We start from the raw sequence: 25,185 nt of genomic DNA on the forward strand, positions 1-25,185 counted from the left end.
AGCCATGCCCAAAGTGACAAGGCAGGTTATTTGACAAGAGGATACACTCTCGAGCCGCCCGCAGGCATCGGCATCCTGACGCTCAACGGATACTGTATGCCCCGTCGCGGAATGTGACATCTGTCTAACCAAGTGTCTGCAGGGAATCTTCTTTCAGCGCCAGCTTACCCCTTAGCCGGTCGCTAAAGAGCTTAGACACCGAATTGAGGAAAAGTGTTTCCTCGCATGCTGCAAGGGACGGCTGAAGCCCGCTATTGAAGCAGCCGGACCAGTTCCGGCTGCTCCGCCAGAAAAGCATCGTGACCGTGAGAGCTGACCATCTCGCGGTATTCCGCCCGCACTCCCGCGGCCCGGATCGACTCCGCAAGAGCCCGCACCGACTCAGCCGGAAACAGCGCATCACTGCTGATGCCGATAAAGATCAGCTCGGCGCGGATCCGGCCGTAGACCTCCTGGGCGGACGCGTACCCGTTCAGAGGATGCCAGGTGTCCATCGTCCGCATGATCGCAAGGTACGCATTCGCGTCAAAACGTTCGTTGAAGCGCTCACCCTGGTAATCGAGATAGCCTGCGATATCGAATCGCCCGCCGATCAACCCGCCTCCCTGATCGTCGTGCCGCCACGGATCTTCCCCGTTCCGGTTCGGGTTGCGCCCGAAACGCTCCTCAAACAGCGATGCAGACTTGTAACTCAGCATCCCAATCTGGCGCGCCAGAGATAGCCCATGCATTGGCGGGCGCTGCGGCAGGTAGTAGCCGCCATCCCAGTTCGGGTCGTTCTGGATGGCCTGCCTTTGCAGGTGATTTAAAGCCAGTCCCATCGCAGAGACCGGCGCGACACCGATAATCCCTGCCTTCGAAACACGATCGGGATCGTGGATCGCCCACTCAAGCGCCTGCATACCCCCGATCGATCCGCCCAGCACCATGCGCAGCCGCCGGATGCCAAGCGAATCAAGCAACTGCGCTTGCGCGCGTACATTATCGCGTATTGACACCAGCGGGAAATCAGGCCCGTACACGAGCCCTGTTTCCGGATCGACCGAGCCTGGCCCCGTGGACCCATAGCACGATCCAAGCAGATTGATGCATAGGACAAAGTCATGCTCGAGCGAAAGCAAAGCGCCCGGAGCAAAGACCTCGGGCCACCAGTCCCCCACCCTCGCCGAACCGGAAAGCGCATGGCAGATCAGCACGGCGTTATCGCGCGACGCATTCAGCTTCCCATACACGGCATAGTGCAGCGTCGGCTGCGCGAGCGTGCGCCCACTCTCCAGCATCAGGTGCTCGTCCAGCACATAGTCGCCCTCGTACGTGGGTTCAACCAGACCGGTTCGGGCCGGCGCTGGATCCGGCCCGGCTGCAGTTTCAGGCAAGACACTCATTTTGCCGCAGTGCCTGCATGCGCGGCTGCCTTGGTAGAGGCATGCCCGTTTGCAGCTTCAATTGCCTGGTCGAGGTCGTCAATGATGTCGCGTATATCCTCAATGCCAATCGAGAGCCGGACCAGCTCAGGCGTCACTCCCGTATCTGCCTGCTCTTCTGCCGTGAGCTGCTGGTGGGTGGTCGAAGCCGGATGGATCACCAGCGACTTGGCATCACCGATATTCGCCACCAGCGAAAAGAGCTGGAGCGAATCGATCAATTTCTTGCCAGCGTCATAACCGCCCTTGATGCCGAACGTCAGCAGGGACGACTGGCCATTGGGCAGGTACTTCTTCGCACGTGCTGCATACTTGCTGGACTCCAGCCCAGGGTAGTTGACCCAAACCACACCTGGATGCTTCTCCAGATGCTTCGCCACTGCGAGCGCATTCTGCGAGTGCCGCTCCATGCGCAGATGCAGCGTCTCGAGCCCCTGAAGCAGCAGGAACGCGCTATGCGGAGCCAGCGCCGCACCCGTATCGCGAAGGCCCTGGATGCGCGCCTTCAGAATGAACGATAGCGGCCCGAAAGCAGCCGTATACGAGAGACCGTGGTACGACGGGTCAGGTTCTGTGAACTCCTTGAAGCGTCCAGATGCAGCCCAGTCAAACCTGCCTGCGTCCACAATGATGCCGCCGATCGTCGTTCCATGTCCCCCGATAAACTTGGTCGCAGAATTGACGACGATATCCGCACCCCACTCGATCGGCCGCAGCAGAGCCGGCGAGGCGCAAGTGTTATCAATGACCAGCGGCAGGCCGTTCTCGTGTGCGATGGAAGCGAGTTTCTCGACGTCGATGACGTCCAGTTTTGGATTGCCGAGCGACTCAGCATAGATCGCGCGCGTCTTCGGGTTGATCGCAGCACGCACTGCGTCAAAATCATCTGGATCGACAAAACGCACGTTGATGCCAAGCCGTGGCAGCGTGTAGTGGAACAGGTTATACGTCCCGCCGTAGAGAGAGTTGCTCGAGATGATCTCGTCGCCGGCCGCGGCAAGCGTTGTGATCGCAAGCGTCTCCGCAGCCTGACCAGACGCGGTCGCCAACGCCGCCGCACCGCCCTCAAGAGCTGCAACTCTCTTCTCGAAAACATCCGTCGTCGGATTCATGATTCGCGTGTAGATGTTGCCGAACTCCTTGAGCGCGAAGAGACGGCCCGCGTGGTCTGCATCCTGGAAGAGGTACGACGTCGTTTGATAGATAGGTACGGCTCGCGAGCCCGTGGCTGGATCGGGCGATTGCCCGCCGTGAACGGCGATAGTGGCAAGTTGCTGCTTCTTCTCGTCTGACATCCTCTTCTCCTTCAAAAGGTTTTCGGTTTAGGGGCGAGGCCGGAACGATCCAACCCGCAAATGCGAAAGCCCGAATCCTCTGGATCCGGGCCGTCCTGATTCTGATCGGTTGCGACTAGCGCATTTGCCACTCAGAGCCAACACAGGCGGACCCGTACGTGCAGCACATGCACATGGCCATTGCCTCGGTCCGGAATGCAGCTGAGTTCAGCATTGAAGGAAGTATCTCGGACCCCCTCGAGGACTGTCAAACGGGAAATGTAAGCAGATTGTCTTTGCCAGGTATCTACCGAAGCCGCGAATCCGCCGCTGCCGGGTACGTGCGAGAATGCTCTCGAATGCGCTCGCGACTCTTCCTCGCTCTTCTGCACCTTATGTTGCCGGCCGTCGCGCTGATTCCCGGCGTGAGCCTGGCACAGCAGCCGACTCCCGTGATTGAGATTGTAGGCCTGGGCAAAGGGACTGAAGTGCTAAGCCGCCCGTGGCAGTTTCACGTCGGCGATGACGTCCGCTGGTCAACTCCCGATGTCGACGACGGGACCGGCCACGACGGCTGGGAAAGTCTCGTGCCCGATAAGCCGTGGGGCTCGCAAGGTCATTACGCTTACACGGGCTTCGGTTGGTATCGCCAGCACCTGCACATCACTCCGGCGATCGGCGGCAATTCAACTCTGCAGCTCATCGTTCCGCGCGTAGGCGATGCCTGCGAGGTCTACTGGAACGGAGCGCTCATCGGACGCTACGGCACCTTCCCGCCGCATCCGTCGTGGCCCGCAGTCCACACTCCATCTCCCTTCAATCTCAACGGAAGTCTGGATGGCGTTCTGTCCATCAGAGTCTGGCAAGGCCCGCTTGGATCCAGCGGCTCCGGCTTCGTCGGCGGCCTGCAGGAGGCCCCGATCCTTGGCGATTCCGAATCGATCAGCCACTACATCGGAAGCTGGAACTATGGCTTTCTCACTGCGACACTCTTCGATGATGCGTTAAATATCCTGTATTTCCTGGTGGGCCTGGACGGGATCATCTTCTGGCTTCGCCATCGCGGAGAAAATCTGCTCTTGTGGTTTTCAATCTTCGCGATCGCTCCCACCATCTGGACCTCGACATATCTGCTCCGACTTCCTGTTTCCTCCCAGACTGTCGAATTTGTGCTGCAGCCTCTTTGGCAGCTCCGCAATGTCGCGCTCTGGTTCCTGCTGATCGACCTTCTCAATCTGCGCAAACGCCCGATGCTCCTCCGATGGGCGAAAATCCTTGCGGTCGTCAGCCTCACCTCAGCGCTTTTGGACGGCTTCCTCACCTACGTTCCGGCAAGCGCTTTGTCGCGCCAGTCCGGCATGTGGCTCGACGTGCTCTTTACCGCGATTATCGAGCCCTCAGATCTGTACTTGTTGGTTCTCGTCTTCTTCGGATTTCGTCAGAAGCTCGACCCTGTTCGATTGCTCATTGGCATCAGCGCATCCCTCTCCCAACTCCTCGCAGTTGTTATCGCAACGGCGCAGCAGGGCCAGCGCTATACCCACTGGACGATCGGCCCGCGCCTGGCATCGCCAATCTTCCACATCGGGCCAGCCTACTTCACTTTGCAGATGATCTTCGATCTGCTCGTATTTTTCTCGGTGCTCTACGCCATCTATTGCTACGTGCGCGACCAGCAGTCCCGAAAGGCCATCCTCGAGCAGGAACTCGCAAGCGCCCGCGAACTGCAGGAGGTCCTCATTCCCGAAAAGCCGCCCACGCTCCCCGGGTTCTCCGTATCCAGCGCCTACCATCCCGCCTTGGACGTCGGCGGCGACTTCTTCCAGATCATTCCGCTTGATCCGAAAGCACCCGGATCGACGCTCGTCGTCCTCGGCGATGTCAGCGGCAAAGGCCTACGCGCCGCGATGGCCGTCTCGCTCATTGTTGGCGCCGTAAGAACGCTCGCTGAGTCCACCTCAAGTCCCGCTGAGATTCTCGCGGGCCTCAGCCGCCGCCTTCACGGACGCCTGCAGGGCGGATTCACCACCTGCCTCGCCCTTCGTCTTGACCCGGGCGGCCTTTGCACCATCGCCAGCGCCGGACATCCCGCCCCTTTTCTCAACGACAAGGAAATAGAAATTGACGGAGCTCTGCCCCTTGGCATTGATCCCGATTTCAAATACGGAGAAAAGCAGATCCAGATCGTTCCCGGCGATCGCTGCGCACTGTACACGGACGGACTTCTGGAAGCTCGCTCCCCTGACGGCGAGATCTTCAGCTTCGAACGCCTGCAGGAACTCTTCGCTACCGCTCCTGACGCCGCAAGGGCTTCAGAGGCCGCGGTCAGCTTCGGTCAGGAAGACGACATCACCGTGCTCACGCTGACCCGCACAGGCGACGTTTAGAGATCCTACTCGTCCGCCTTCCAAACATACGCACCGGGCTGAAACAAGCCAATGTGAGCCAGCACTCGAAACGCGAACTGCCTTGCCATTTCCTTCGAGTCCACCGGCTTGTTGTAGAACGCGGGCATCACCGGAAAAATCACCGCCCCCGCGTCGCTGGCCAGGCTCATGTTGCGTAGGTGGATGCGATTGAGCGGCGTCTCGCGTACGCACAACAAAAGAGGCCGGCCCTCTTTGAGCGTCACATCAGCAGCGCGCGTGATCAGCGAGTTCGCCAGCCCATTGGCGATCGTCGCCAGCGTTCCCATCGAGCAAGGAAGAATAATCATTCCATTGCTCGGATAACTTCCGCTCGCGATGGACGCGCCGACGTCAACATCAGAGAGCTGCGTAATTTTCTTCGGAGCGCTGCCGAGCAGCTTCTCAAGCAGGCCGCTACGGCCAGAAATACCAAGCTCTTCTGCAATCACGCGAAGCGAATTCTCCGAAGCCACAAAGTCGATTCGCCCCACCCGCTCGTCCACTTCAAGAGCGCGCAACAGCTCGCTGCACAGGATCGCGCCTGACGCTCCGGTGATAGCGACGGTGAGATTCACTCTTCAAAGTCCTCGGGCTTGCTCTCGTTCCACTCCTGCATCATCTGAGCGTACTCTGCCGAAGGGCCGTACTTCTCCAGCCGTTTCACCTCGTCAAATGCCTGCTTCTTCTCGCCGGCGTTCCATAAAACACGGAACAGCATCAGCGACGAGATCTCCGACTCCGGCGAAATTTTCACGCCGACGCGCCCGTGGTCGACGGCCTCCCGATGTTTTCCCTGCCGCGACAGAACCCACGCATAATACGAATGCACGATCGACGCCTCTGGGAACTCACCAACCAGTCCCTTCATCCATTCCGCCGCCTGCTTCAGCTCCTCATCCGCGGAGTCGATGACCTCCTGAATAGTGCCCAGCACTCGTTCCGCAGCGTAGTCTGGAATCTGGTTCATCGCACTACGCTCCCAGAACTCGTTTGAAGATCGCGTCAACGTTCCCCAGCTGCCGCGTGTAATTGAAGGTGCGGGTCAGCTTTTGCGGGCTAAGCAGTCCTGTAATCGCCGAATCCTTTGCCACTTCATCCCGGAACACGAGATCATCCTTCCACGCGCGCATCGCATGACTTTGCACCAGACGGTAAGCGTCTTCGCGCAGCATCCCCGCTTCAGCCAGATCCAGAAGCAATTGCCCTGAGAAAATCAGCCCCCCGGTGGACTCTAGATTCTTCTTCATCCTCTCCGGATACACCAGCAATCGATCCAGAAGATCCGTCGTCTTCGCCAGCAGGTAGTCCGTGAGGATCGTCGAGTCAGGGAAGATGACCCGCTCGACTGACGAATGCGAGATGTCGCGCTCATGCCACAGCGCGACATTCTCAAGCGCTGCCTGCGAATTGCCCCGAAGCACCCGGGCAAGCCCGCTGATCTGCTCGCTCGTAATCGGATTCTTCTTGTGCGGCATCGCCGACGAGCCCTTCTGCTTTTCGCTGAAGTACTCTTGCGCCTCACGCACCTCGGTGCGCTGCAGATGCCTGATCTCGACGGCAATCTTGTCCAGGGTGCTTCCAATCACCGCGAGCGTGCCGATGTAAGCCGCGTGCCGATCGCGTTGAATCACCTGCGTGGCTACCGGGGCGGGCTTGAGGCCGAGCCGCTCGCAGATACGCTCCTCATGCTCCGGCTTCAGATGGCCAAATGTTCCCACGGCGCCTGAGAGCTTGCCCACGCGCATGTCTTCCGCGGCAGCCTCAAACCGCGCGAGGTTTCGCTGCATCTCTGCGTACCAGTTAAGAAACTTGAGCCCAAACGTTGTCGGCTCGGCATGGATACCGTGCGTGCGCCCAATTGTCGGCGTGTGCTTGAACTCGAGTGCCCGCCGCTTCAGCACGGCCAGCAGCCCCTCGATTCCCTGTCGAATCAGCGCCGACGCCTCCTTGATCTGAAGCGCCTGTGCCGTATCAACAATGTCATTCGATGTGAGCCCGTAATGCAGCCAGCGCGACTCCTCGCCAAGCCCCTGCGCTTTCAGGCTTTCGGCAACGGCTGTCGTAAACGCGATGACGTCGTGCTTGACCTCGGCCTCGATCTCGAGGATCCGCTCTGCCGAAGCCGACGCTTTCTGCGCGATGGCTTCCGCCGCCGACGTCGGGATGACACCATCCTCCGCGAGCACTGCACTCGCTGCCGACTCCACCTGCAGCCAGCAGCGGTACTTATTGTCCTCGGTCCAGATGCGGCCCATGGCCGCGCGGGTATAGCGCTTGATCATAAGTCAGCTTCTAGCTCCTGGCCGCCGGCTTCTTGCCCGAGTCTGAACGACACGTTTCCGCCATCCGCGTGAGAGCGACTGTTCAGACCCAACTCTTGATTCTACAAGCTGAAAAAAGGACGGCTCTCAGGTGCGCGGTATGCCGAAGCGGGCATGCAGTTCCTCGTAAAGCAGGCCCCGCCCTGGCTTGTAGGGCTGAAACCACTCGCCATCTATCACCAGCTGAGGAATGGCGCGCTTGCCGACGTGGCGAATAACCTCGGCAGAAGCTGCCGGATCTGCGTCTACGTTGATTTCCGTGTATTCGATCCCGTGTGTATCTAGAAACTGTTTAGCCGCCCGGCAATCTCTGCACCAGGCCGCGGTGTAGACCTGAACCTTCATATCCTCAATTTTACCGGCTCATTTACGATTCCTGTGTGACCGCTGAACAGATCAAGGCCCTGCTCAAGCTTGATCCCCACCCCATCGAGGGCGGAAGTTTCCGGCAAACGTGGGCTGCTGCCGGCACTCTGCACCTGCCCCGTGGAGCCCGTTCACAGGGCACCGCCATCTACTACCTACTCGAACAAGGCCAGTTCTCCGAGATGCACGTGCTCGACTCGGATGAGATCTTCCACTTCTACCTCGGCGATCCCGTTGAGATGCTGCAGCTCCACCCCGACGGGCACTGCCAAATCGTCGTCCTTGGGCACGATCTGCTCGCGGGCCAGCAAGTGCATGTGCTGGTTCCCGCCGGAGTATGGCAAGGCACGCGGCTCATCGGCGACGGCAAACTCGCTCTGCTCGGCTGCACCGTGGTGCCCGGCTTCGACTACGCCGACTATCGCAATGCCGGCTACGAAGAACTCGCAGCGAAGTGGCCCGAGCAGACGGAACGAATTCGCGCGCTCACTCGGACTTGACGCGGCGATCGCGGAAGAAGACGCGCAGCATATCCCCGCATTGCTCCGCCAGCACTCCCTGCCCCACCTGCATCTGGTGGTTGAGCTGAGGGTGATTCAGAACCGACAGTACCGATCCGCACGCGCCGGCCTTGGGATCGGCAGTGCCATACACGAGCCGGTCGATCCGCGCGTGAATCATCGCCCCCGCACACATCGCGCACGGCTCCAGCGTCACGTACACGGTGCAGCCGTTCAGACGGTAGTTGCCTCGAATACCGGCAGCATGCCGCATCGCCACAATCTCAGCATGAGCAGTCGGATCGCTCGTGCGGATGACCGAGTTCTGTCCGTGAGCGATGATCGCACCATCGTGAACCACGACAGCGCCGATCGGCACCTCGCCGGCTTCGGCCGCCTTGCGGGCTTCCGATAGCGCCGTCCGCATCGCTTCCAGGTCAGAGATCATGGGCAACATAGTACGGCAATTCCGCTCTGCCGCAATCACAGATCAAGGTGACGACGGTAGTTCCGCCTGCGCACCACAAACTAAACCGCACCGTTACCGCGAAAGTGCCGGCTGCTGCTGCGTCATACAGTGCAGCGTCCCCAGCCCCCACACCAGATCGACCGCATGGATGCCAATGACCTCGCGGTCCGGGAATGCTTCGGCGATGATCCCCAGAGCGATACGGTCGTTCGGATCGTGAAACGTAGGCACCAGCACCAGGCCGTTGGCGATATAGAAGTTCGCATAGCTGGCCGGCAGCCGCTGGTTCCGAAACACAACCGGCCTCGGAAGCGGCAATTCCACAATCGTGAACTGCTTGTCGTCCGGAGTACGCGCATCCTTCAACCGGCGCAAATTCTCCTCCAGCGGCTCATGATTCGCGTCGCGAGTGTCCGGCTCCACTGCCGTCAGAATCGTCGATTGCCCCACGAAGCGGGTGATGTCATCCACATGCCCGTGCGTGTCGTCTCCCGCGATCCCCCGGTCAAGCCAGATCACTTCATCGATTCCGAGATAATCACTGAAGATCTTCTCCAACTGCTCTCGGCTCACTCCTGGGTTCCGCTGCTGTACCTCGCTCAGCAGGCATTCTTCCGTCGTCAGCATCACGCCTTGGCCATTGGTATCGATGGAGCCGCCCTCAAGCACAACACGTCGATGCTCCCCGTTTACCTCAATGGTCGGCTGCCACTCGCGATACCCTAGCAATTCCGCCGCGCGGCCCGGGATCTGGTCGTCCAGCTGCCAATCCGGGTATTTTGCCCAGGCGTTGAACCGCCAGTTCGTGATCGCGACCTTGCCCTCCGCATCGCGAACGAAGATCGGCCCCGAGTCCCGCGTCCATACGCGATTCGTCGGCCACTGATGAAAGGTCACGTTGTCGAGATCGGCGTGCGCGCGCTCCAGTATGCCGGTGGCGCGGCGCTGCTCCTTCTCGTCCTGCACCAGCAGGTGAACGCGCTCCCTGCCCGCAAGCAAACGCACGATCTCCGCATACAGCCACGGAATCGCCTGAAACTTTCCCGGCCAGTCTTCCGGATTGTGTGGCCATGCCAGCCACGTCGCCTCGTGGCGCTCCCATTCTGCGGGCATGCGATAGCCGAGTTCGCGTGGAGTCTTCTCGTCCATGCTTACTTGCCGTCTCCAAAGCCCGGATCGAGAAATCTGCTTGCAATCGGCGTGTAGGCGTCAATGCGGCGATCGCGAAGAAACGGCCAATTGCGCCGCGTATCTTCGAGCAGAGCCATGTCGATCTCCCCGATCAGAATCTCTTCCTCCGTATGCGATGCCTTGGCCACTATGCGGCCAAAAGGATCGGCAAGGAAGCTACCGCCCCAGAACTCCAGCCCCGGACCGCTCGCGCGATCGCCTCTCACATCTCCCGTCTCATGCCCCACACGGTTCACGCCTGCCACGTAGACACCGTTTGCAATGGCATGCGCTCGCTGGATCGTCTGCCAGGCGTCATACTGCGCAGCCCCGAACTCTTCCTTTTCCGACGGATGCCAGCCGATTGCCGTCGGATAGAACAGCACCTCCGCTCCCTGCAGCGCCGTGAGGCGCGCGCCCTCGGGATACCACTGATCCCAGCAGACCAGGGTGCCCACTCGCCCATGGGGCGTATCGACCGCCTTGAAACCCAGATCGCCCGGCGTAAAGTAGAACTTCTCGTAGTAGAGCGGATCATCCGGTATATGCATCTTGCGATACACGCTGATAATGCTTCCATCCTGGCCAAGCGTCACAGCGGTGTTGTGGTAGAGTCCGGCTGCCCGGCGCTCAAAGAGCGACGCCACAATCACAACCCGCAACTCCTTAGCTAACTCTCCAAGCCGAGTCGTCGACGGCCCCGGAATCGGCTCAGCCAGATCGAACAGCTTGATGTCTTCGCGTTGGCAGAAGTACTGCGCCCGGAACAGCTCAGGCAGGCAGACGATATTGGCTCCCCGTTTCGCCGCTTCTCTTACGTGCGCAATCGCTGCGTCAAGATTCGCCTCGGGATCGGGGCCCATGCGCATCTGCACCAGACCCACTCTGTACTTACGTTTGTTATCCATTCCGAACCCATTCTTCTCCGGCTCCCGCCGGAAGCTCGCCTACACAACAAGGCCAACCCCGGCCGGCGGGATTGGCCTCAATGTCAGATCCGCAGCCTACTCTTCGAGAATCAAAACAGCGGCAGCGATCGTCGTCGTCCACAGGCCCCGCTTATCGCCCACTGCAGATTGCGTAACGTTGCTCGTTCGAACGATCTTGTTTGAGATGCGATAGATTTCCTTCTTCTCGTCCCAACTCTTGTCGGGATCGAAGTCGACATCGAGCGTGGTGGCGAGCATCTCGGCCGCAAGCTCTTCAGCGTATTCGCCGGCCTGATCCTCTGTCTCGCCGAAGCTGTGGTGCTCGCTGAGATACCCGTAGGTATCCTTGTCCGCTGGAATGGCCACACCAATGCTCGACACGCACAGGCGGTGCGGCTCTCGGGTTGAGTTTTCAGCGATAACGGCGAAAACGACCTCGCCATGGTTCAAATACTTCTGACCTTCTTTACGAGAAATGATCTTGCAGCGGGGTGGAAAGATCGAGCTGACGCGAACCAGGTTCTGCGAAGCGATTCCGGCATCCCTGAGGGCGAGTTCGAACGATGTCAGGCGCTCCTTGTGTTTGCCCACACCCTTGGTGAAGAAAAGCTTCTTCGGCACCATGCTCTTTCCCAATTTCTATGTACCCTCCATAGGGACGACGGTAACTCGTTTTCTCCGGCGTTCCCGCATGAGTTTATCTCATCTTGGCGCCTGAAAACAGAATGGTTTGCGATTTAATCCGCGGTTTACATGCCCGGCCTTGTCTCCACAAATTTCGCCCGTCATCGCGACTTTTCCCGCCGCCGTGAGTTTCAACTTCTATGAAGCTCTCACTGGTTCTCGGAGTCTGCCTGCTCAGCGCCGCGTTCGGTTGTGCATTGGCAGTCGCTCAGGAGTACGGTCCGCAATCCGGCCCTCCCCCGGCCCGTGAATATCCGCCTGACGCGAGCCCGGTACCGCTGGACTGGGTGCCGCCACCGCTGGCCGAACTTAGCTCCATGGCTGCGATGAAAGAGAACTTCACCCTGGATCGCAATCTGTTGGGCGTAGCCGCTGGCGCGGTGCCCGACTCCGATGCGCCCGTCCGCCAAGCGATCCGCAAGCTGGATGGCGTCAGCGTACACACCATGCGCTTCAACGATGCCGGCATCCCTGATGAGGGCGCCGTACAGGCCATTCGCGCCTCCTATCACCTCCGCGGGTGGAAACATGTGGTGACGACGGCCGACCATCATGGCAGCGCTCTGCACAACGCAACAACGGACGTATGGTTCGTTCTCGACGGCATGAATGTTCGCGGAGCCGTCGTGCTTGCCGAAACCCCTCGCAGCCTGACGCTGGTCACCGTCGCCGGAAACCTGAGTCCTGTCGACCTGCTCCATCTTCGCGGGCACTTCGGCATCCCCAAACTGGACGAAGGCGACCTCCACAATTCGCCCGTACAGTAATCGACGCCGCTTATCCTTTGACCCGTTGCTGAGCGCGTTAACTCCCAACCGGAGTTGTGTCACCGCACTGCCGCGAGATGCTCCATGGCTACCAAATGCAGGCTCTGCATCTGTCATCTTCCGTTCATCTCCTTCCCCTTCGTACTCACCCGGTGCTTGGCCTTCCAGGCGTTGCCACTCCTAAATTCAGGGTGTTAGCCTTCCTTTGCACCCTATCTCGGGAAGGAACTCCACAAAACAGATGCAGAAGACTTACAACGGGCTTGATTTGCCGCAAAACGGCAAGCCCATCGAGTACAACCACGGCCAATATCAGGTTCCCGACAATCCCATCATCCCCTTCATCGAGGGCGACGGCACTGGCCGCGACATCTGGAAGGCCTCGCAGCGCGTCTTCGACGCAGCGGTAGAAAAGGCCTACGGGGGCAAACGCAAGATCGCCTGGTTCGAGATCTTTGCCGGTGAGAAGGCGTTTCGCCAGTTCAACAACTGGCTACCGGATGATTCCGTAAGCGCGGCGCGCGATCTCCGCGTCTCCATCAAAGGACCGCTGACCACGCCCGTCGGCGGCGGCATTCGCTCGCTCAACGTGGCGCTTCGTCAGATTCTCGACCTCTATTCCTGCGTTCGCCCCGTGCGCTACTACCAGGGCGTTCCCAGCCCGGTGAAGCACCCTGAAAAGGTCGACATCGTCATCTTCCGCGAGAACACCGAAGACGTCTACTCGGGCATCGAATTCAAACAAGGCAGCGACGATGCCGCAAAGCTGATCAGCTTCGTCAACGACGACCTCCTCAAGGGCGGCAAGAAGAAGATCCGTCAGGATTCTGGCGTTGGCATCAAGCCCATCTCCATCTTCGGCACCAAACGCCTCGTGCGCTACGCCATCCGGCATGCGCTCGAGACCGGGCGCAAGACCGTGACACTCGTACACAAGGGCAACATCCAGAAGTTCACCGAGGGCGCCTTCCGCGAGTGGGGTTATGAGGTTGCCGTTGAAGAATTCCGCGATCAGACCGTTACAGAGCGCGAAAGCTGGATCCTCGGCAACGTCGATGCAAATCCCAACATCACTATCGAAGAGAACGCGGCTTTGATCGAACCCGGCCTCGAATTCGGGAACCAGGCATTCCGGGATTCCCTCTACGCGGAAATCCGGGACACATTGGCAGCCATCGGCAAGACGCACGGCAACGGTGCGTGGAAGTCGAAGATTCTCCTCAACGACCGCATCGCCGACTCGATCTTCCAGCAGATCATCATCCGCCCATCGGACTACAGCATCCTCGCCACCTCAAACCTGAATGGCGACTACATCTCCGACGCGGCTGCAGCGCAGGTCGGCGGCCTTGGTATCGCACCCGGCGCGAACATCGGCGACGGCTATGCCGTCTTCGAAGCAACACACGGCACGGCGCCAAAGTACGCCGACAAGGATGTCATCAATCCGGGCTCGGTCATCCTCTCCGGCGTCATGATGCTCGACTTCATCGGCTGGAAAGAAGCGGCCAAGATGATCGAAGACGCCATGGAGAAGACCATCCAGCAGAAGTTCGTCACCTATGACTTCGAGCGCCAGACCGCCGGCGCGACGAAGGTCGGCACCAGCGAGTTCGCCACGCGAATCATCGGCAATATGTAGAAGGACAGCGGAGCTAGCGGAGTTAGCGGTGCTAGGGGCTTCGCAATCCCTAACTCCGCTAACACGCGCGAAGCGCGGCTAACTCCGCGAACTCCGCTTAACTGACCAGGAGAAGAGACATGCGTAAAAAAGTAAGCATTGTAGGCGCCGGCAATGTGGGCGCTACGGCAGCACACTGGATCGCGGCGAAGGAACTTGCCGACGTGGTGCTGATTGATGTCGTCGAGGGCGTCCCCCAGGGCAAGGCGCTCGATCTGCTCGAAGCCATGCCCATCGAAAAGCGCGACGTGCACGTCGCCGGCTCCAACGACTACGCCGCCACTGCCAACTCCGACATCGTCGTCATCACTGCCGGCATCCCCCGCAAGCCGGGTATGAGCCGCGACGATCTGCTGCACACAAACTTCAAAATCATGTCCGACGTGGTCTCGAAAGTCGTCGCGCAGTCGCCGGAGTGCATCCTGATCATCGTCTCCAATCCGCTTGATGCCATGGCGCAGGCAGCCTTCCGCCAGGCCGGCTTCAATCGCGAGCGCGTCATCGGCATGGCCGGCGTCCTCGACTCCGCCCGCTTCCGCACCTTCATCGCCGAAGAACTGAATGTCAGCGTCGAGAACGTCACGGCATTCGTCCTCGGCGGCCACGGCGACACCATGGTTCCCCTCACCCGCTACTCCACGGTCGCAGGAATTCCGATCCCCGAACTCATCCCCGCCGACCGCCTCGAGACTCTCGTCCAGCGCACACGCGATGGCGGCGCCGAGATCGTCAAATACCTCAAGACCGGCAGCGCCTACTACGCGCCCAGCGCAGCTACAGTCGAGATGGTTGAGGCCATCCTCAAAGACAAGAAGAAGATCCTTCCCTGCGCAGCCTATCTGCAAGGCGAGTACGGCATCGAGGGCTACTATATCGGCGTCCCCTGCAAACTCGGCGCCGGCGGCCTCGAAAAGATCATCGAGATCAAGCTCACCGCCGAAGAAGACGCAGCTCTGAAAAAGAGCGCTGCAGCCGTAAAAGAACTCTGCGCCGTCATCGGCGTGTAGCTCGATTCCCTTGCATCATCGAATGCCGCTCCCACGGGAGCGGCATTTCTTTCGCCCCACCATCCACCAAAAGGTGGAGCCGGACACCCATCCAACCTCCGATGCCGGTACTATAGTGAAAGCCCCATTCTCAATAGAGCTAAGCGCCTATTTCCTGACATTTGCCAGCCGTCGGGCCACACAACAAGTGCGTCAGCCTCTACCTTCGGCCGCAGACTCTATTCCGGCCGAATGAAGCATGTTCGTCATCTTAGGAGAACCACGTTGCGCAAACAGTTTCTGGCAGCTCTCTGCCTCCTCGCTGGCGTCGCCACAGCATCCGCACAAAGCAACTACGCAGTCGTCCGCGGCTCAATCTTCGATCCACAGCATCATGCTGTCCCCGGCGCGCATATTCATGCCAGCGACACCTCCACTCGAGCCAATCGCGAAGTCGTCTCGAACGCCACCGGCCTTTACGAGATCGCCGGCCTCCAGCCCGGAACCTACACGCTGACTGTTGATGGTCAGGGCTTTGCCGAGACGAAGAACACCATCACCCTCGAAGTCGGGCAACAGGCCACCATCGATCTTGAACTGCACGTCAGCGGCGACAAACAGAGCGTCAATGTCGAGGCCTCGGGCGAGTTGCTCAAAACTCAAGATGCAAGCGTCGGCGCGGTGGTCGATCAGAAGTCCGTCGATTCCCTCCCCCTGAACGGCCGCATGCTGATCGACCTCGTTCTCACCGTGCCCGGAGCGCATCTTAGCCACGGCGCCGCCACCGGCGACATGAATCCTCTCTACTGGCGTCCGGGGCAGCGCTCCGCTGTCAGCATTGGCGGCAGCAGGCCAAATGCGAACTACTTCCTGCTCGACGGCGCCACCAACACAGATCCGACCTTCAGCACGCAGAACCTCAGCGCCTCTCCCGACGCAGTGCAGGAGTTTCAGGTGCAAACCGGCAGCTACTCCGCCGAGATGGGCGGAGCAGGCGGCGGCCAGGTAAACATCATCACCCGCTCCGGCACGGCGAAGTTTCATGGCACCGCCTATGAGTTCCTGCGCAATGGCGCGATGGATGCCCACTCCTTCAACGACATGGGCATGTCAAATTTTCTGGTTCAGAACAACTTCGGCGCATCAATCGGCGGCCCTGTCTGGCACACCGGCAAAACCTTTTTCTTCGTCAACTACGAAGGCCTGCGCAACGTGGAAACGCACGCCATGGTGGACACTGTCCCGACGCCCGAAGAGATGGCAGGCGACTTCAGCCAGAGCGGGCTCGACATCTACGACCCGGCGACCACGCAACCGAACCCGAACTTCAATCCGGCCCTCCCCCCCAGCAAATCAAACCCGCAATACATCCGGCAGCAGTTCCAATACAACGGCGTAAAGAACGTCATCCCGCCAAGCCGCATCTCGCAAGCCGCATCCATCATGCTCAACAAGTACACGCCGCAACCCAACACGATGAATATGGGCGGCATGACCATGATGGGCCAACCCACAGTCGTCGGTGCAGGCAACGACGCCAACAACTACCTCGATCTTCGCAAGCAGCGCATGAACCAGGATCAGGGCACCGTGCGCGTCGACCACAATTTCGGCAACGGTGATCTCGCTTATTTCCGCTACTCCGCCTCCGGCGAGTACGGATTCCATCCGCAGATGGGCCTTCCTGGTTTTGGCTTCTACCACGATGACCTCTCGCAAAACGGCATACTGGGGTGGAATCGTGTCATATCTTCGCAGCTTGTGAATTCGGCGTCAGTCGCTGTCTCGCGGTTGGTGATGCAGCACTCAACCGAAAGCGCCAACAAGCGCGACATCGTCTCCGAACTTGGAATCACGGGAACGGGATTTGGCGGCCCTGCGGCATGGGGCGCACCCTATTTCAACGTGCAGGGATTCTCCCCCATGGGCGACTCCTTCAGCGCCACACCAATGCACGCATGGGACACCGTAGTCGAAGGCCGCGACACCTTGAATTGGCAGATCGGCCGGCATAGCGCAAAGTTCGGCGGATCATACCGCAAGTTCATCTGGCCCATGTGGGGCTTCTTCCAGAACCGCGGCTACTATCAGTTCACCAACGGCTTCACCACGAAGGGTGCGATCAACGACGGAACAGGATCGTCACTTGCCAGCTTCGAACTTGGCCTGCCCGCCGCCCGCCAAGGACAAGCCGGCGTGCCCCAGATGGACCTGCGCCAGTGGTATTCCGATGCCTACGCGCAGGACGCATGGCGGCTCACCCCAACTACCACGCTCACGTACGGCCTTCGCTACGAGTACATGAGCCCGCTCGTCGATATCCGCTACACCAACAGCAACCTCGATCTGAGCAGCGGAACTCCCCGTGTCTTCATCGGCGGCCAGAATGGCTATCCCAGGGGCCTGATGTACGCCAACCAAACCAACTTCGCTCCGCGCCTGGGACTCGCGCAGAGCATGCCTCGTCTCGGACTCGTCGCCCACATCGCGTACGGCGTCTTCTACACTCCGGTCGACATGAACACGTGGTGCAATCAGCGCCACAACGTCCCTTATGTGTTCCCCATGACGTCGCAAAGCGATCCGTTTATTCCCAGCATCAACACCCTGAATTTCCCGTCCCCCGTACTCGGCACGACCGTAGTCAGCTTCACCGGACTCCAACTGCACGCCCCCGCGCAATACATCCAGCAGTGGAGCGCCTCACTCGAGAAGCAGCTCGGCAGCTCTACCACCATCGAACTCGGCTACCTTGGCGCTGGCGGCTTCCACTTGCAGCGCTCGCACCTCATCAACAATGCGCAGCCCGGCCCCGGGCTCATTCAGCCGCGGCGTCCACACCCGAAGATCAGCTTCGTCGACAACACAACATTTCCTTCAAACGTGAAGGTCGCAAGCTCCACCTTTCCGGTCAGCACGATGAACCTGCTCGAAAATACCTCCCAGAGCTGGTATGACGCAGGCTACGTCAACGTCCGCCGTCGCTATTCCAATGGCCTTAGCTTTCTCGCGAACTACACCTTCGCCAAGTCGCTTGAGAATGCGCCGGACTTTCGCTCCCCGATGTTCGAAGCCGCCACGCCGCAGAACAACGACGACCTCGAAGCCGAGAAAGGCCCCGGCTGCGACATCCGCCACCGGTTCGCGCTCAGCGCTGTCTACAGCTCGCACGCAGTCGGTTCCAACCGTCTGCTCCAGGCACTCAGCCGTGACTGGCGCACCTCCCTCGAGTTCCAGGCTCAAACCGGCTTCCCCTTCACCGTCTCAGTCTTTGGCGACACTGCAAACGCCGGCACCGTCGTCGGAGAAAATCCGATTCGCGCCAACCTCACCGGCCAGAAGATCTTCGGGCCCGGCACGCGCAACTCAACCACCTGGATCAATCCTAAGGCCTTCGCGGCACCGCCCGCCTATACCTACGGCAACTCGAGCAGGAACATGGTGTATGGACCCGGATTGCAATCGCTCGATGCCGGCATCGTTCGCGAGTTCGGCATTGCAGAGAAGGCTCGCTTTGAAGCGCGCGCGGAGTTCTTCAACGCGCTCAACCGCACCAACCTCGGAACACCAAACCGCTTCGTGAATACCGCGAGCTTTGGAAGCATCACCGAAGTCTCAACGCCCGGTCGCGAAATCCAGCTCAGCGGGCGCATCAGCTTCTAACGGTAAAGACAGACGTTCCTCGGGGCGGTGCCTGATTTCAGGCCCGCCCTTTCTGTTTCCGCATCACTTGGCCAGAAGTCCGGGTGCCCCATAGCCTGTCCTGAGCGAAGTCGAAGGATCTCCTGTTTTGGAGACGTGGGACACAAGAATGCATCTGCCCCGAGACCTGAAATCCACTACATCGGCTGCGACAGAAACCGCACCACCTCAGGCCCGATCGCCTTCGCGCACTCATTCGGCGCTAGGTGCCCGCAACCCGCCACCACGTCCATTTGCGATTGCGGAATGAGCTTGTGAATCTTCTCGCCTTCGCTCAAGGGCGTGATCTGGTCGAGCTCTCCCCACACAATCAGCACCCGCATCTTGAGCTCCGGCAGAAGCGAATCTGTCGTTTCACGGCCCAGGAGCATCGTATCCAGAGATCGATGCATGACCCACGCATGTTCGCTCGATACCCGGAGAATGTCGCGCGAAACGAAGTCAGGCAGGTGCGGCGGATGAGGCATCAGCAGCTTGTCCAGATTCTCGATCTCCGCCGGAGAAACCGGCGTGAAAAGCTTCGTATCCCATTCCGGCTTCATGTAGAGTCCCGCGCTGTCAAAGAGCATCAGCCGTGACACGCGCTCAGGATGCTTCGCCGCCACAATCTGGACAATCCAACCACCCATGGACCAGCCGCCAAGGTCCGCCTGTTTCAACCCCATGGCGTCGAAAAAACCTTCGACAACCTTCGCCTGGTCCGTCACCGAGTACGAAAAGTTTGTCGGCCTTTCGCTCTGCCCAAACCCCGGCAGATCCGGGAGGTAAACGCGGTACCCCGCCTTACGCAAATACGGAGCCAGCTTCTCCCAGTCTTCGGCTCGCCCGCCGAGCCCATGCACCAGAACAACTGGTCTGCCGCTCTCCGGCCCAAGCGTGTAGTAGTGGATCCGGAATCCATCCACCGTCGTCGTGTGGCTGCTCGCGCCAACCGCATACATCTGCGCTACATTGAAAATGCGAAACACGCTCACAGGCCGCAGCCAGAAAACAAAACCCACAGCTGCCAGCAGCCCAAAGACGATGAAGGCGACCCGTCGGCGACGCATCGTTAGCGTTTCACCTCTCGGCTCAACACTGTGGCCCGCTGCCATCCAGCTTCGATCACCCGTACCGTAATCGGATCCAGCGCCAGCGCGCCGTGGCTGTTCCACTCCGCGCGCTCCACCCACCTCACCGCCTCCGCATCCGAAGCCGCCTTCAACGCGCCACCAATCACCCTGCAAAGATAGTCCGCAATCACGTAATGAAATCGAACCCGCTCCCCTTGCGCTGCTTCTTCTCGCACGATCCGATCCAGCAGTTCCACCAACTCAACCGGCTCCACTCTGAGCCCCGTCTCCTCCTCCACCTCGCGGACCACTCCGGCATGCAGCGACTCCCCAAGCTCCAGCATGCCTCCCGGCAGAGTCCATTTCCCTTTCAGCGGCTCGCGGCCGCGCTGGACCAGCAGCACGCGTCCCGCATCGACCACTACAGCGCCTACGCCCACAATGGGTGCCCGGGGATACTCGCGCTCGATCATTTCCGCCATACGATAAGCCTCTAGCGTAGTTTGCCATCTAACACTTGCGTACCGCATCGGACCGAACGCTGCCTTCATGCATCGAACCGTCCCGAGTATCATCAAATCGAGCGGGGAGAGCGGAATGGCTGAGTTCACACTGCGGATCGATGGGATGCATTGCGGCTCCTGTGTGCGGCGCGTAACACAGGCTTTGAACTCGACAGAAGGCGTTGAAGTGGAAGAGGTTCGAATCGGAGCTGCCCGGCTCAAGTCAGAGGATCAGCCGCATGTTGATGCGGCAATCGCCGCCCTCGGCAAGGCCGGCTACTCGGCGCACCTGGAACAGTAAGCCCACGCGATGCCCGAGCAAGAAACAGAGTCGCTCACACTCCCAGTCATCGGAATGACCTGTGCTGCCTGCCAGCACCACGTTGAAAGTGCGCTCAAAGACACAGCAGGCGTGAAATCGGCTCATGTTGATCTCATGGCCAATCGGGCCAGCGTGGTCTATGACCCGCAGGAAGCTTCGGCAGAGCAGCTGCTCACTGCCATTCGCGATGCCGGCTACGATGCCGTCCTGCCTCACGCGGGACCGGCGAAATACCGGGAAGCACAGGAGACCGACGCCCTCGCCAAGGCCATTGCAACGCTCGTAGGCGGCGCAGTCGCAATGGTGCTCAGCATGCCTCTCGGCACTAAGATGGGTGCGGTCGACAATTTCCTGATGCATGTCGTGCCCGCACTCTACTTCCAGACCACACACGATGCCATCCGGTGGACGCTCCTCATCCTCACCGCGGTGCTGGCCACGTGGGCTGGGCGCGGTATCTACTTCGCAGCTGCCAAGGCGCTTTGCCACGGCACCACCAACATGAACACGCTCGTCAGCCTTGGCACGGGCGTGGCATTTCTCTACTCAGCCTACGGCACCGTCTTCCCTGCTCCCGGCCGCGACATCTACTACGACGCAGTGCTGCTCATTCTCGGCTTCCTGCTGCTCGGCAAAGCTCTTGAAGCTCGCGCCAAGCGTCATGCTCTCGCTGCGGTGAACGCGCTCGGCAAGCTTCGCCCCTCCACGGCTCGCCGCATTGTTGACGGTGTACAAACCCTTGTGCCGCTTGAAGAGATCAAAGTCGGCGATCAAGTCCTGATTCTTCCCGGCGAGCGCTTCCCTGTCGACGCCACAGTTCTCGAAGGCCGCACCAGCGTCGATGAATCGATGCTCACTGGCGAAGCCACTCCGCTGTCGCGTGAAGCCGGAGATCGCGTACTAGCCGGTTCCATGAATTACGACGGCGCCGTTGTCTGCCGTGCATCCTCGCTCGGTGAAGATACAGTGCTCGCGCAAATCACGCGTATGGTCGAGCAGGCTCAATCATCCCGAGCCCCAACTCAGCGCCTCGCCGATCGAGCCAGCGCCATCTTCGTACCCGTCGTGCTGCTCCTCTCCGCCATCACCTTTGTCATTTGGTACTTCTCCACCGGTTCCGTCTCCCTTGCTCTTGCGACAGCGGTTTCCGTTTTAGTCATCGCATGCCCTTGCGCCATGGGCCTTGCTGTTCCCGCAGCGCTCACCGTCGCCGTGGGCCGCGGCGCTCAGATCGGCGTGCTTTTCAAGGGAGGCGAAGCGCTCGAGCGCGCCGCAAACCTGAATGCCATTGTCCTCGACAAAACAGGAACCCTGACCTCAGGGCGTCCAGTCCTCCAGGCAGTTCGGCCGGTCAAGGGCTACTTCGAAGAAGACTTGCTCCGGCTCGCCGCGGCTGCCGAAGAGCGCTCGAATCATCCGCTCGCGCACGCAGTCGTCGATTACGCCCGCGCCCAATCCATCAAGTGGCAGCCCGCGCAGGAGGTGCAGGTCATCCCCGGACGCGGCCTGACAGCACGCGTGGAAGACTACGACTGCCTCATCGGAAACGAAGCGCTCTTCCAGGAGTCCGGCATCCGCTTCCCCGATTCCATTCCCCCCACCAAGCCCGGGACCACACGCCTTTGGATCGCGCTCGACAACCAGGCCATCGGCTGCTTCGATGCTCGCGACACCCTGCGTCCCGATGCAACGGAAGCCGTATCCGCTCTTCGCGACAAAGGCCTCCGCGTGCTCATGCTCACCGGCGATTCACCGGCTGCATCCGCGCCCATCGCCAATCAGGCCGGCATCGGTGAACTCGAAGCCGGCCTCGATCCCGCCGGCAAACTCGCTCGTATCCGCGCCCTGCAATCGGAAGGTCTCCGCGTCGGCATGGTAGGCGATGGCATCAACGATGCCGCTGCTCTCGCACAGGCCGATGCCGGAATCTCCATGGGAACCGGCGCTGATCTCGCCCAGGAAGCTGGCGACGTCCTGCTCGTGCGTGCACAGCCGCGCGCTATCCTCTCTGCGATCGAGTTGGCGGAGTCTACTGTAAAAGTAATGCGCGAGAACCTCATCTGGGCTGCAGGGTACAACGTGCTCGGGATTCCTCTCGCCGCCGGCGTTCTTTATCCCGCATTCCACATCCTGCTCAGCCCCTGGATCGCCGCGGCGGCAATGGCATTAAGCTCAGTCAGCGTGCTCAGCAATAGCCTCCGCCTTCGCGCGTGGCAGCCCAGCCGTTGACGTTAAACTAACGGCAGAGCCCTAAACGTGCGCATCCTCACCCGGTACATCCTCGGCGAGATCCTCTCGTACACGCTGATCGGCTGCGCCGTATTCACCTTCATCCTCTTCATCCGCGATCTTAATCACATCCTCGAAGCCGTTGTCCGCAACAGCTCCACCTTCATCAACATTGCGGAGATCTTCGTCTTCAGCCTGCCCAACACCTTCAAAGTCACAATCCCCATGGCGGTGCTGGTCGGCATCCTCCTCGGTCTCAGCCGCCTCGCCGCCGACAGCGAAATCATCGCGATGCGCGCCTCCGGCCTCGGCGTCTGGTACTTCGTGCGCGTCGCCTCCATCGTCGCAGTCGGCGGAACGCTTCTCGGTCTCGTCAACTCACTGTTCATAACTCCGCGCGCTAATCGCTCCATCCTCGAAATGGAGCAGGAGCTCGCCACCTCCCAAGCCTCCTTCGAAATCCAACCGCACGTCTTCTATGAAGATTTCCGGAGCGCGGTGCTCTATGTTCAACAAGTGCGCGGCGGCACCGGAGCCTCAAACTGGGACAAGGTCTTCATGGCCGACCTGTCGGACCCCGGCAACCCCATCATCACCACTGCCGAATCCGCCACCGTCGTCAGCGACTCCTCGCAGGAACTCCTGATGCGCCTGCGCAACGGCTCGCGCCATGAAACCGTCAGCGGCCAGCCCCAGCTATACAACGTCTCTACCTTCTCGCAGACTGATCTTCCCCTCACCCTCAGCCCGCAGAGCGAAACTCACCTCGGCCGACTCGATACCGCAATCTATGCTCTTTCCATGCACGCGCTCATCGAGCGCACCCGCGGCCCCGACGCCAGAAGATACACGCTGGAACTACAAACGCGCTTCTCCTACCCTGCCGCTTGTCTTGTGCTGATGCTCGTCGGAGTTCCTCTCGGAGTCATCTCCCGCCGAGGGGGCAAAAGCTCCGGCCTCGTCTTCACCGTCCTGCTCGTACTCATCTATTACATCCTCTCCTACACCGGAATCGCACTAAGCCGACAGGGCAAGCTCAGCCCTTTCGTCGGTGTCTGGATGGCCAATCTGATCTTCGCCATCGCCGGCGTTTTTCTGCTCTGGCAAATGGCCAGCGGAGGGCGCGTTCTCGGCGCCATCTCAGGCTTTCTCTCGCGAACCCGTCACACTGCCGAACCCACGGCAAGAGTCGACGGAAACCGCCTCACCAATCTCCTGGAAAAGCTTCAGCCCCGTGCCGTTCGCATCGGCTCCCGCGGCGTCTTCCCCCGCCTTCTCGATGCCTATGTCGTCCGCGAATTCCTCGGAATGTTCGTCCTCGTCCTTTCCAGCTTCGTGATGTTGATGCTCGTCTTCACCGGCTTTGAACTCGTCGGCGACATGATTCGCAATCACATTCCCATCGCTATGCTCGGCGACTACCTGTTCAACCTCGCCCCGAGCATGATCTACACCATCACGCCGCTGGCCGTACTCGTAGCCGTGCTCGTTACCTTCGGCGTCTTCAATCGCAACAGCGAAATCGTTGCAATGAAAGCCACCGGCATCAGTCTCTACCGGCTGGTCATTCCCATCGTCTCCATCGCTGCCATCCTCACCATCGCCCTCTTCGTCTTCGACAACTACTACATCCCCGGCGCAAACCGCCGGCAGGAATTCCTGCGCAGCACCATCAAAGGGCGCCCGCCGCAGACGTTCCTTCACCCGGAAGAAAAGTGGATTTTCGGCCAGTCCGGTCCCGGCGAGCCGGCCCACATCTTCTACTACCAGTTCTTCGACCGCGACGACGACGCCTTCGCGAACATCTCCGTCTTCGAGTTCAACCCGTCGACATTCGCTCTCACGCGCCGTATCTTCGCCTCACGCGCTGTGTGGGACGAAAGGACCGAGACGTGGCGCTTCTTAAACGGCTGGGTGCGCGATATCAACCCAAACAAACGCGAGTATCAGGAATTCAAGACCACCACCTTCTCAGAGATCAGCGAAGATCCCGGCTATTTCAAAAAAGAGAATCTCCAGTCTCAGGAGATGAACTTCCAGCAGCTACGCGCCTACATCCGCGATCTGCGCCAGAGCGGATTCGATACCATGCGCCTCCGTGTCGCTCTCTGGCACAAGCTTGCCTATCCCCTCATCGCCATCATCATGGCCATGCTCGCCATCCCCTTCGCGCTCTCCACGGGCCGCCGCGGATCGCTAACCGGTATCGCCGTCGCCATAGCCGTTGCCCTCGCTTACTGGGTGGTCGACGGACTTTTCGGCGCCATGGGCAACGTCAACTACCTTCCCGCTGCCCTCGCAGCATGGTCTCCCGACGTCCTCTTCGCCCTCACAGGCGGATATCTGCTCTTGCGGACGCCGACTTAGGCCCGCCTTCCCACCCGCCGGCATCTGCCTC

21 protein-coding genes are annotated in these 25,185 nt (G+C 60.1%); 9 read left to right on the top strand and 12 right to left on the bottom strand.

The window, feature by feature from the left end; translation table 11 throughout:
* Positions 1-251 precede the first annotated feature (251 nt).
* Together metX and DHV10_RS04780 are read right to left on the bottom strand one after the other, a co-directional pair.
* Positions 252-1,385, bottom strand: a complete 1,134-nt coding sequence (metX, locus tag DHV10_RS04775) for a homoserine O-acetyltransferase MetX (protein ID WP_109485124.1) — start codon at positions 1,383-1,385, stop codon at positions 252-254.
* A complete protein-coding gene (locus tag DHV10_RS04780) occupies positions 1,382-2,719 on the bottom strand; it encodes a homocysteine synthase (RefSeq protein ID WP_109485125.1) in 1,338 nt (445 codons plus the stop codon). The genes metX and DHV10_RS04780 overlap by 4 nt, the downstream gene beginning before the upstream one ends.
* A gap of 338 nt (positions 2,720-3,057) precedes the next feature.
* Here DHV10_RS04780 and DHV10_RS04785 point away from each other — a divergent pair, with 338 nt between their 5' ends.
* Positions 3,058-5,085 carry a PP2C family protein-serine/threonine phosphatase gene (locus DHV10_RS04785; protein ID WP_162601189.1) on the top strand — a complete coding sequence of 676 codons (2,028 nt, stop codon included), beginning with the start codon at positions 3,058-3,060 and terminating at the stop codon, positions 5,083-5,085.
* A 5-nt stretch (positions 5,086-5,090) separates the two neighbouring features.
* Here DHV10_RS04785 and DHV10_RS04790 read toward each other — a convergent pair whose 3' ends face one another.
* The 4 genes from DHV10_RS04790 to DHV10_RS04805 all read right to left on the bottom strand — a co-directional run bounded on the left by DHV10_RS04790 (position 5,091) and on the right by DHV10_RS04805 (position 7,772).
* Positions 5,091-5,681, bottom strand: a complete 591-nt coding sequence (locus DHV10_RS04790; protein WP_109485127.1) for a UbiX family flavin prenyltransferase — start codon at positions 5,679-5,681, stop codon at positions 5,091-5,093.
* Positions 5,678-6,073 carry a tetratricopeptide repeat protein gene (locus tag DHV10_RS04795; RefSeq protein ID WP_109485128.1) on the bottom strand — a complete coding sequence of 132 codons (396 nt, stop codon included), beginning with the start codon at positions 6,071-6,073 and terminating at the stop codon, positions 5,678-5,680. Before DHV10_RS04795 ends, DHV10_RS04790 begins: the two co-directional genes overlap by 4 nt.
* Positions 6,074-6,077: 4 nt before the next feature.
* A complete protein-coding gene (purB, locus tag DHV10_RS04800; RefSeq protein ID WP_109485129.1) occupies positions 6,078-7,388 on the bottom strand; it encodes an adenylosuccinate lyase in 1,311 nt (436 codons plus the stop codon).
* A gap of 126 nt (positions 7,389-7,514) precedes the next feature.
* On the bottom strand, positions 7,515-7,772 hold the full coding sequence (locus tag DHV10_RS04805; RefSeq protein WP_109485130.1) for a glutaredoxin family protein: 258 nt from the start codon (positions 7,770-7,772) through the stop codon (positions 7,515-7,517).
* 35 nt (positions 7,773-7,807) lie between these two features.
* Between DHV10_RS04805 and DHV10_RS04810 the strand changes: the two genes are divergently transcribed.
* Positions 7,808-8,293 (top strand): cupin domain-containing protein, encoded by a 486-nt coding sequence (locus DHV10_RS04810; protein ID WP_109485131.1) that lies wholly within the window; start codon positions 7,808-7,810, stop codon positions 8,291-8,293.
* Here DHV10_RS04810 and tadA read toward each other — a convergent pair.
* From tadA to DHV10_RS04830, 4 genes are all read right to left on the bottom strand, one after another.
* Positions 8,280-8,750: a tRNA adenosine(34) deaminase TadA gene (tadA, locus tag DHV10_RS04815; RefSeq protein WP_239461285.1), complete on the bottom strand. Its 471-nt coding sequence runs from the start codon at positions 8,748-8,750 to the stop codon at positions 8,280-8,282. The two genes, DHV10_RS04810 and tadA, sit on opposite strands and share 14 nt — an antisense overlap.
* 84 nt (positions 8,751-8,834) lie before the next feature.
* A complete protein-coding gene (locus DHV10_RS04820) occupies positions 8,835-9,911 on the bottom strand; it encodes an agmatine deiminase family protein (protein WP_109485132.1) in 1,077 nt (358 codons plus the stop codon).
* A 2-nt stretch (positions 9,912-9,913) separates the two neighbouring features.
* A complete protein-coding gene (locus tag DHV10_RS04825) occupies positions 9,914-10,840 on the bottom strand; it encodes a carbon-nitrogen hydrolase (protein WP_109485133.1) in 927 nt (308 codons plus the stop codon).
* A 96-nt stretch (positions 10,841-10,936) separates the two neighbouring features.
* Positions 10,937-11,497 carry a pyruvoyl-dependent arginine decarboxylase gene (locus tag DHV10_RS04830; protein ID WP_239461286.1) on the bottom strand — a complete coding sequence of 187 codons (561 nt, stop codon included), beginning with the start codon at positions 11,495-11,497 and terminating at the stop codon, positions 10,937-10,939.
* A gap of 188 nt (positions 11,498-11,685) precedes the next feature.
* On the opposite strand from DHV10_RS04830, the gene DHV10_RS04835 reads away from it, so the two are divergent.
* The 4 genes from DHV10_RS04835 (at position 11,686) to DHV10_RS04850 (ending at position 18,642) form a co-directional block, all read left to right on the top strand.
* The gene (locus DHV10_RS04835; RefSeq protein WP_109485135.1) at positions 11,686-12,312 is read left to right on the top strand and encodes a hypothetical protein; all 627 of its coding nucleotides are present in this window, start codon (positions 11,686-11,688) and stop codon (positions 12,310-12,312) included.
* 241 nt (positions 12,313-12,553) lie between these two features.
* Positions 12,554-13,954, top strand: coding sequence for an NADP-dependent isocitrate dehydrogenase (locus tag DHV10_RS04840; RefSeq protein ID WP_109485136.1), 1,401 nt, complete (start codon positions 12,554-12,556; stop codon positions 13,952-13,954).
* A 119-nt stretch (positions 13,955-14,073) separates the two neighbouring features.
* The gene (gene mdh, locus DHV10_RS04845; RefSeq protein WP_109485137.1) at positions 14,074-15,000 is read left to right on the top strand and encodes a malate dehydrogenase; all 927 of its coding nucleotides are present in this window, start codon (positions 14,074-14,076) and stop codon (positions 14,998-15,000) included.
* 264 nt (positions 15,001-15,264) lie between these two features.
* On the top strand, positions 15,265-18,642 hold the full coding sequence (locus DHV10_RS04850) for a TonB-dependent receptor (RefSeq protein ID WP_162601190.1): 3,378 nt from the start codon (positions 15,265-15,267) through the stop codon (positions 18,640-18,642).
* A 176-nt stretch (positions 18,643-18,818) separates the two neighbouring features.
* Here DHV10_RS04850 and DHV10_RS04855 read toward each other — a convergent pair whose 3' ends face one another.
* Together DHV10_RS04855 and DHV10_RS04860 are read right to left on the bottom strand one after the other, a co-directional pair.
* Positions 18,819-19,730, bottom strand: a complete 912-nt coding sequence (locus DHV10_RS04855; RefSeq protein WP_162601191.1) for an alpha/beta fold hydrolase — start codon at positions 19,728-19,730, stop codon at positions 18,819-18,821.
* Positions 19,731-19,732: 2 nt separating this feature from the next.
* Positions 19,733-20,215 carry an NUDIX hydrolase gene (locus DHV10_RS04860; protein WP_239461287.1) on the bottom strand — a complete coding sequence of 161 codons (483 nt, stop codon included), beginning with the start codon at positions 20,213-20,215 and terminating at the stop codon, positions 19,733-19,735.
* A 115-nt stretch (positions 20,216-20,330) separates the two neighbouring features.
* On the opposite strand from DHV10_RS04860, the gene DHV10_RS04865 reads away from it, so the two are divergent.
* Genes DHV10_RS04865 through lptF form a run of 3 tightly spaced genes read left to right on the top strand, consistent with a single transcriptional unit; the run spans position 20,331 to position 25,154 of the window.
* Positions 20,331-20,537, top strand: a complete 207-nt coding sequence (locus DHV10_RS04865) for a heavy-metal-associated domain-containing protein (RefSeq protein WP_109485140.1) — start codon at positions 20,331-20,333, stop codon at positions 20,535-20,537.
* Between the two features lie 9 nt (positions 20,538-20,546).
* Entirely contained in the window at positions 20,547-22,787 is a 2,241-nt protein-coding gene (locus DHV10_RS04870) for a heavy metal translocating P-type ATPase (RefSeq protein WP_109485141.1), read from the top strand.
* A 27-nt stretch (positions 22,788-22,814) separates the two neighbouring features.
* On the top strand, positions 22,815-25,154 hold the full coding sequence (gene lptF, locus DHV10_RS04875; protein ID WP_109485142.1) for an LPS export ABC transporter permease LptF: 2,340 nt from the start codon (positions 22,815-22,817) through the stop codon (positions 25,152-25,154).
* The last annotated feature ends 31 nt before the right edge of the window (positions 25,155-25,185 follow it).

The organism is Occallatibacter savannae (assembly GCF_003131205.1).
Lineage (GTDB): Bacteria > Acidobacteriota > Terriglobia > Terriglobales > Acidobacteriaceae > Telmatobacter > Telmatobacter savannae.

Excerpts from the sequence above, each read along its gene's own strand:
- metX (WP_109485124.1), bottom strand. The coding sequence starts at position 1,385 with ATGAGTGTCTTGCCTGAAACTGCAGCCGGGCCGGATCCAGCGCCGGCC.
- DHV10_RS04780 (WP_109485125.1), bottom strand. The coding sequence starts at position 2,719 with ATGTCAGACGAGAAGAAGCAGCAACTTGCCACTATCGCCGTTCACGGC.
- DHV10_RS04785 (WP_162601189.1), top strand. The coding sequence starts at position 3,058 with ATGCGCTCGCGACTCTTCCTCGCTCTTCTGCACCTTATGTTGCCGGCC.
- DHV10_RS04795 (WP_109485128.1), bottom strand. The coding sequence starts at position 6,073 with ATGAACCAGATTCCAGACTACGCTGCGGAACGAGTGCTGGGCACTATT.
- purB (WP_109485129.1), bottom strand. The coding sequence starts at position 7,388 with ATGATCAAGCGCTATACCCGCGCGGCCATGGGCCGCATCTGGACCGAG.
- DHV10_RS04805 (WP_109485130.1), bottom strand. The coding sequence starts at position 7,772 with ATGAAGGTTCAGGTCTACACCGCGGCCTGGTGCAGAGATTGCCGGGCG.
- tadA (WP_239461285.1), bottom strand. The coding sequence starts at position 8,750 with ATGTTGCCCATGATCTCTGACCTGGAAGCGATGCGGACGGCGCTATCG.
- DHV10_RS04820 (WP_109485132.1), bottom strand. The coding sequence starts at position 9,911 with ATGGACGAGAAGACTCCACGCGAACTCGGCTATCGCATGCCCGCAGAA.
- DHV10_RS04825 (WP_109485133.1), bottom strand. The coding sequence starts at position 10,840 with ATGGATAACAAACGTAAGTACAGAGTGGGTCTGGTGCAGATGCGCATG.
- DHV10_RS04835 (WP_109485135.1), top strand. The coding sequence starts at position 11,686 with ATGAAGCTCTCACTGGTTCTCGGAGTCTGCCTGCTCAGCGCCGCGTTC.
- DHV10_RS04840 (WP_109485136.1), top strand. The coding sequence starts at position 12,554 with ATGCAGAAGACTTACAACGGGCTTGATTTGCCGCAAAACGGCAAGCCC.
- mdh (WP_109485137.1), top strand. The coding sequence starts at position 14,074 with ATGCGTAAAAAAGTAAGCATTGTAGGCGCCGGCAATGTGGGCGCTACG.
- DHV10_RS04855 (WP_162601191.1), bottom strand. The coding sequence starts at position 19,730 with ATGCGTCGCCGACGGGTCGCCTTCATCGTCTTTGGGCTGCTGGCAGCT.
- DHV10_RS04860 (WP_239461287.1), bottom strand. The coding sequence starts at position 20,215 with ATGGCGGAAATGATCGAGCGCGAGTATCCCCGGGCACCCATTGTGGGC.
- DHV10_RS04865 (WP_109485140.1), top strand. The coding sequence starts at position 20,331 with ATGGCTGAGTTCACACTGCGGATCGATGGGATGCATTGCGGCTCCTGT.
- DHV10_RS04870 (WP_109485141.1), top strand. The coding sequence starts at position 20,547 with ATGCCCGAGCAAGAAACAGAGTCGCTCACACTCCCAGTCATCGGAATG.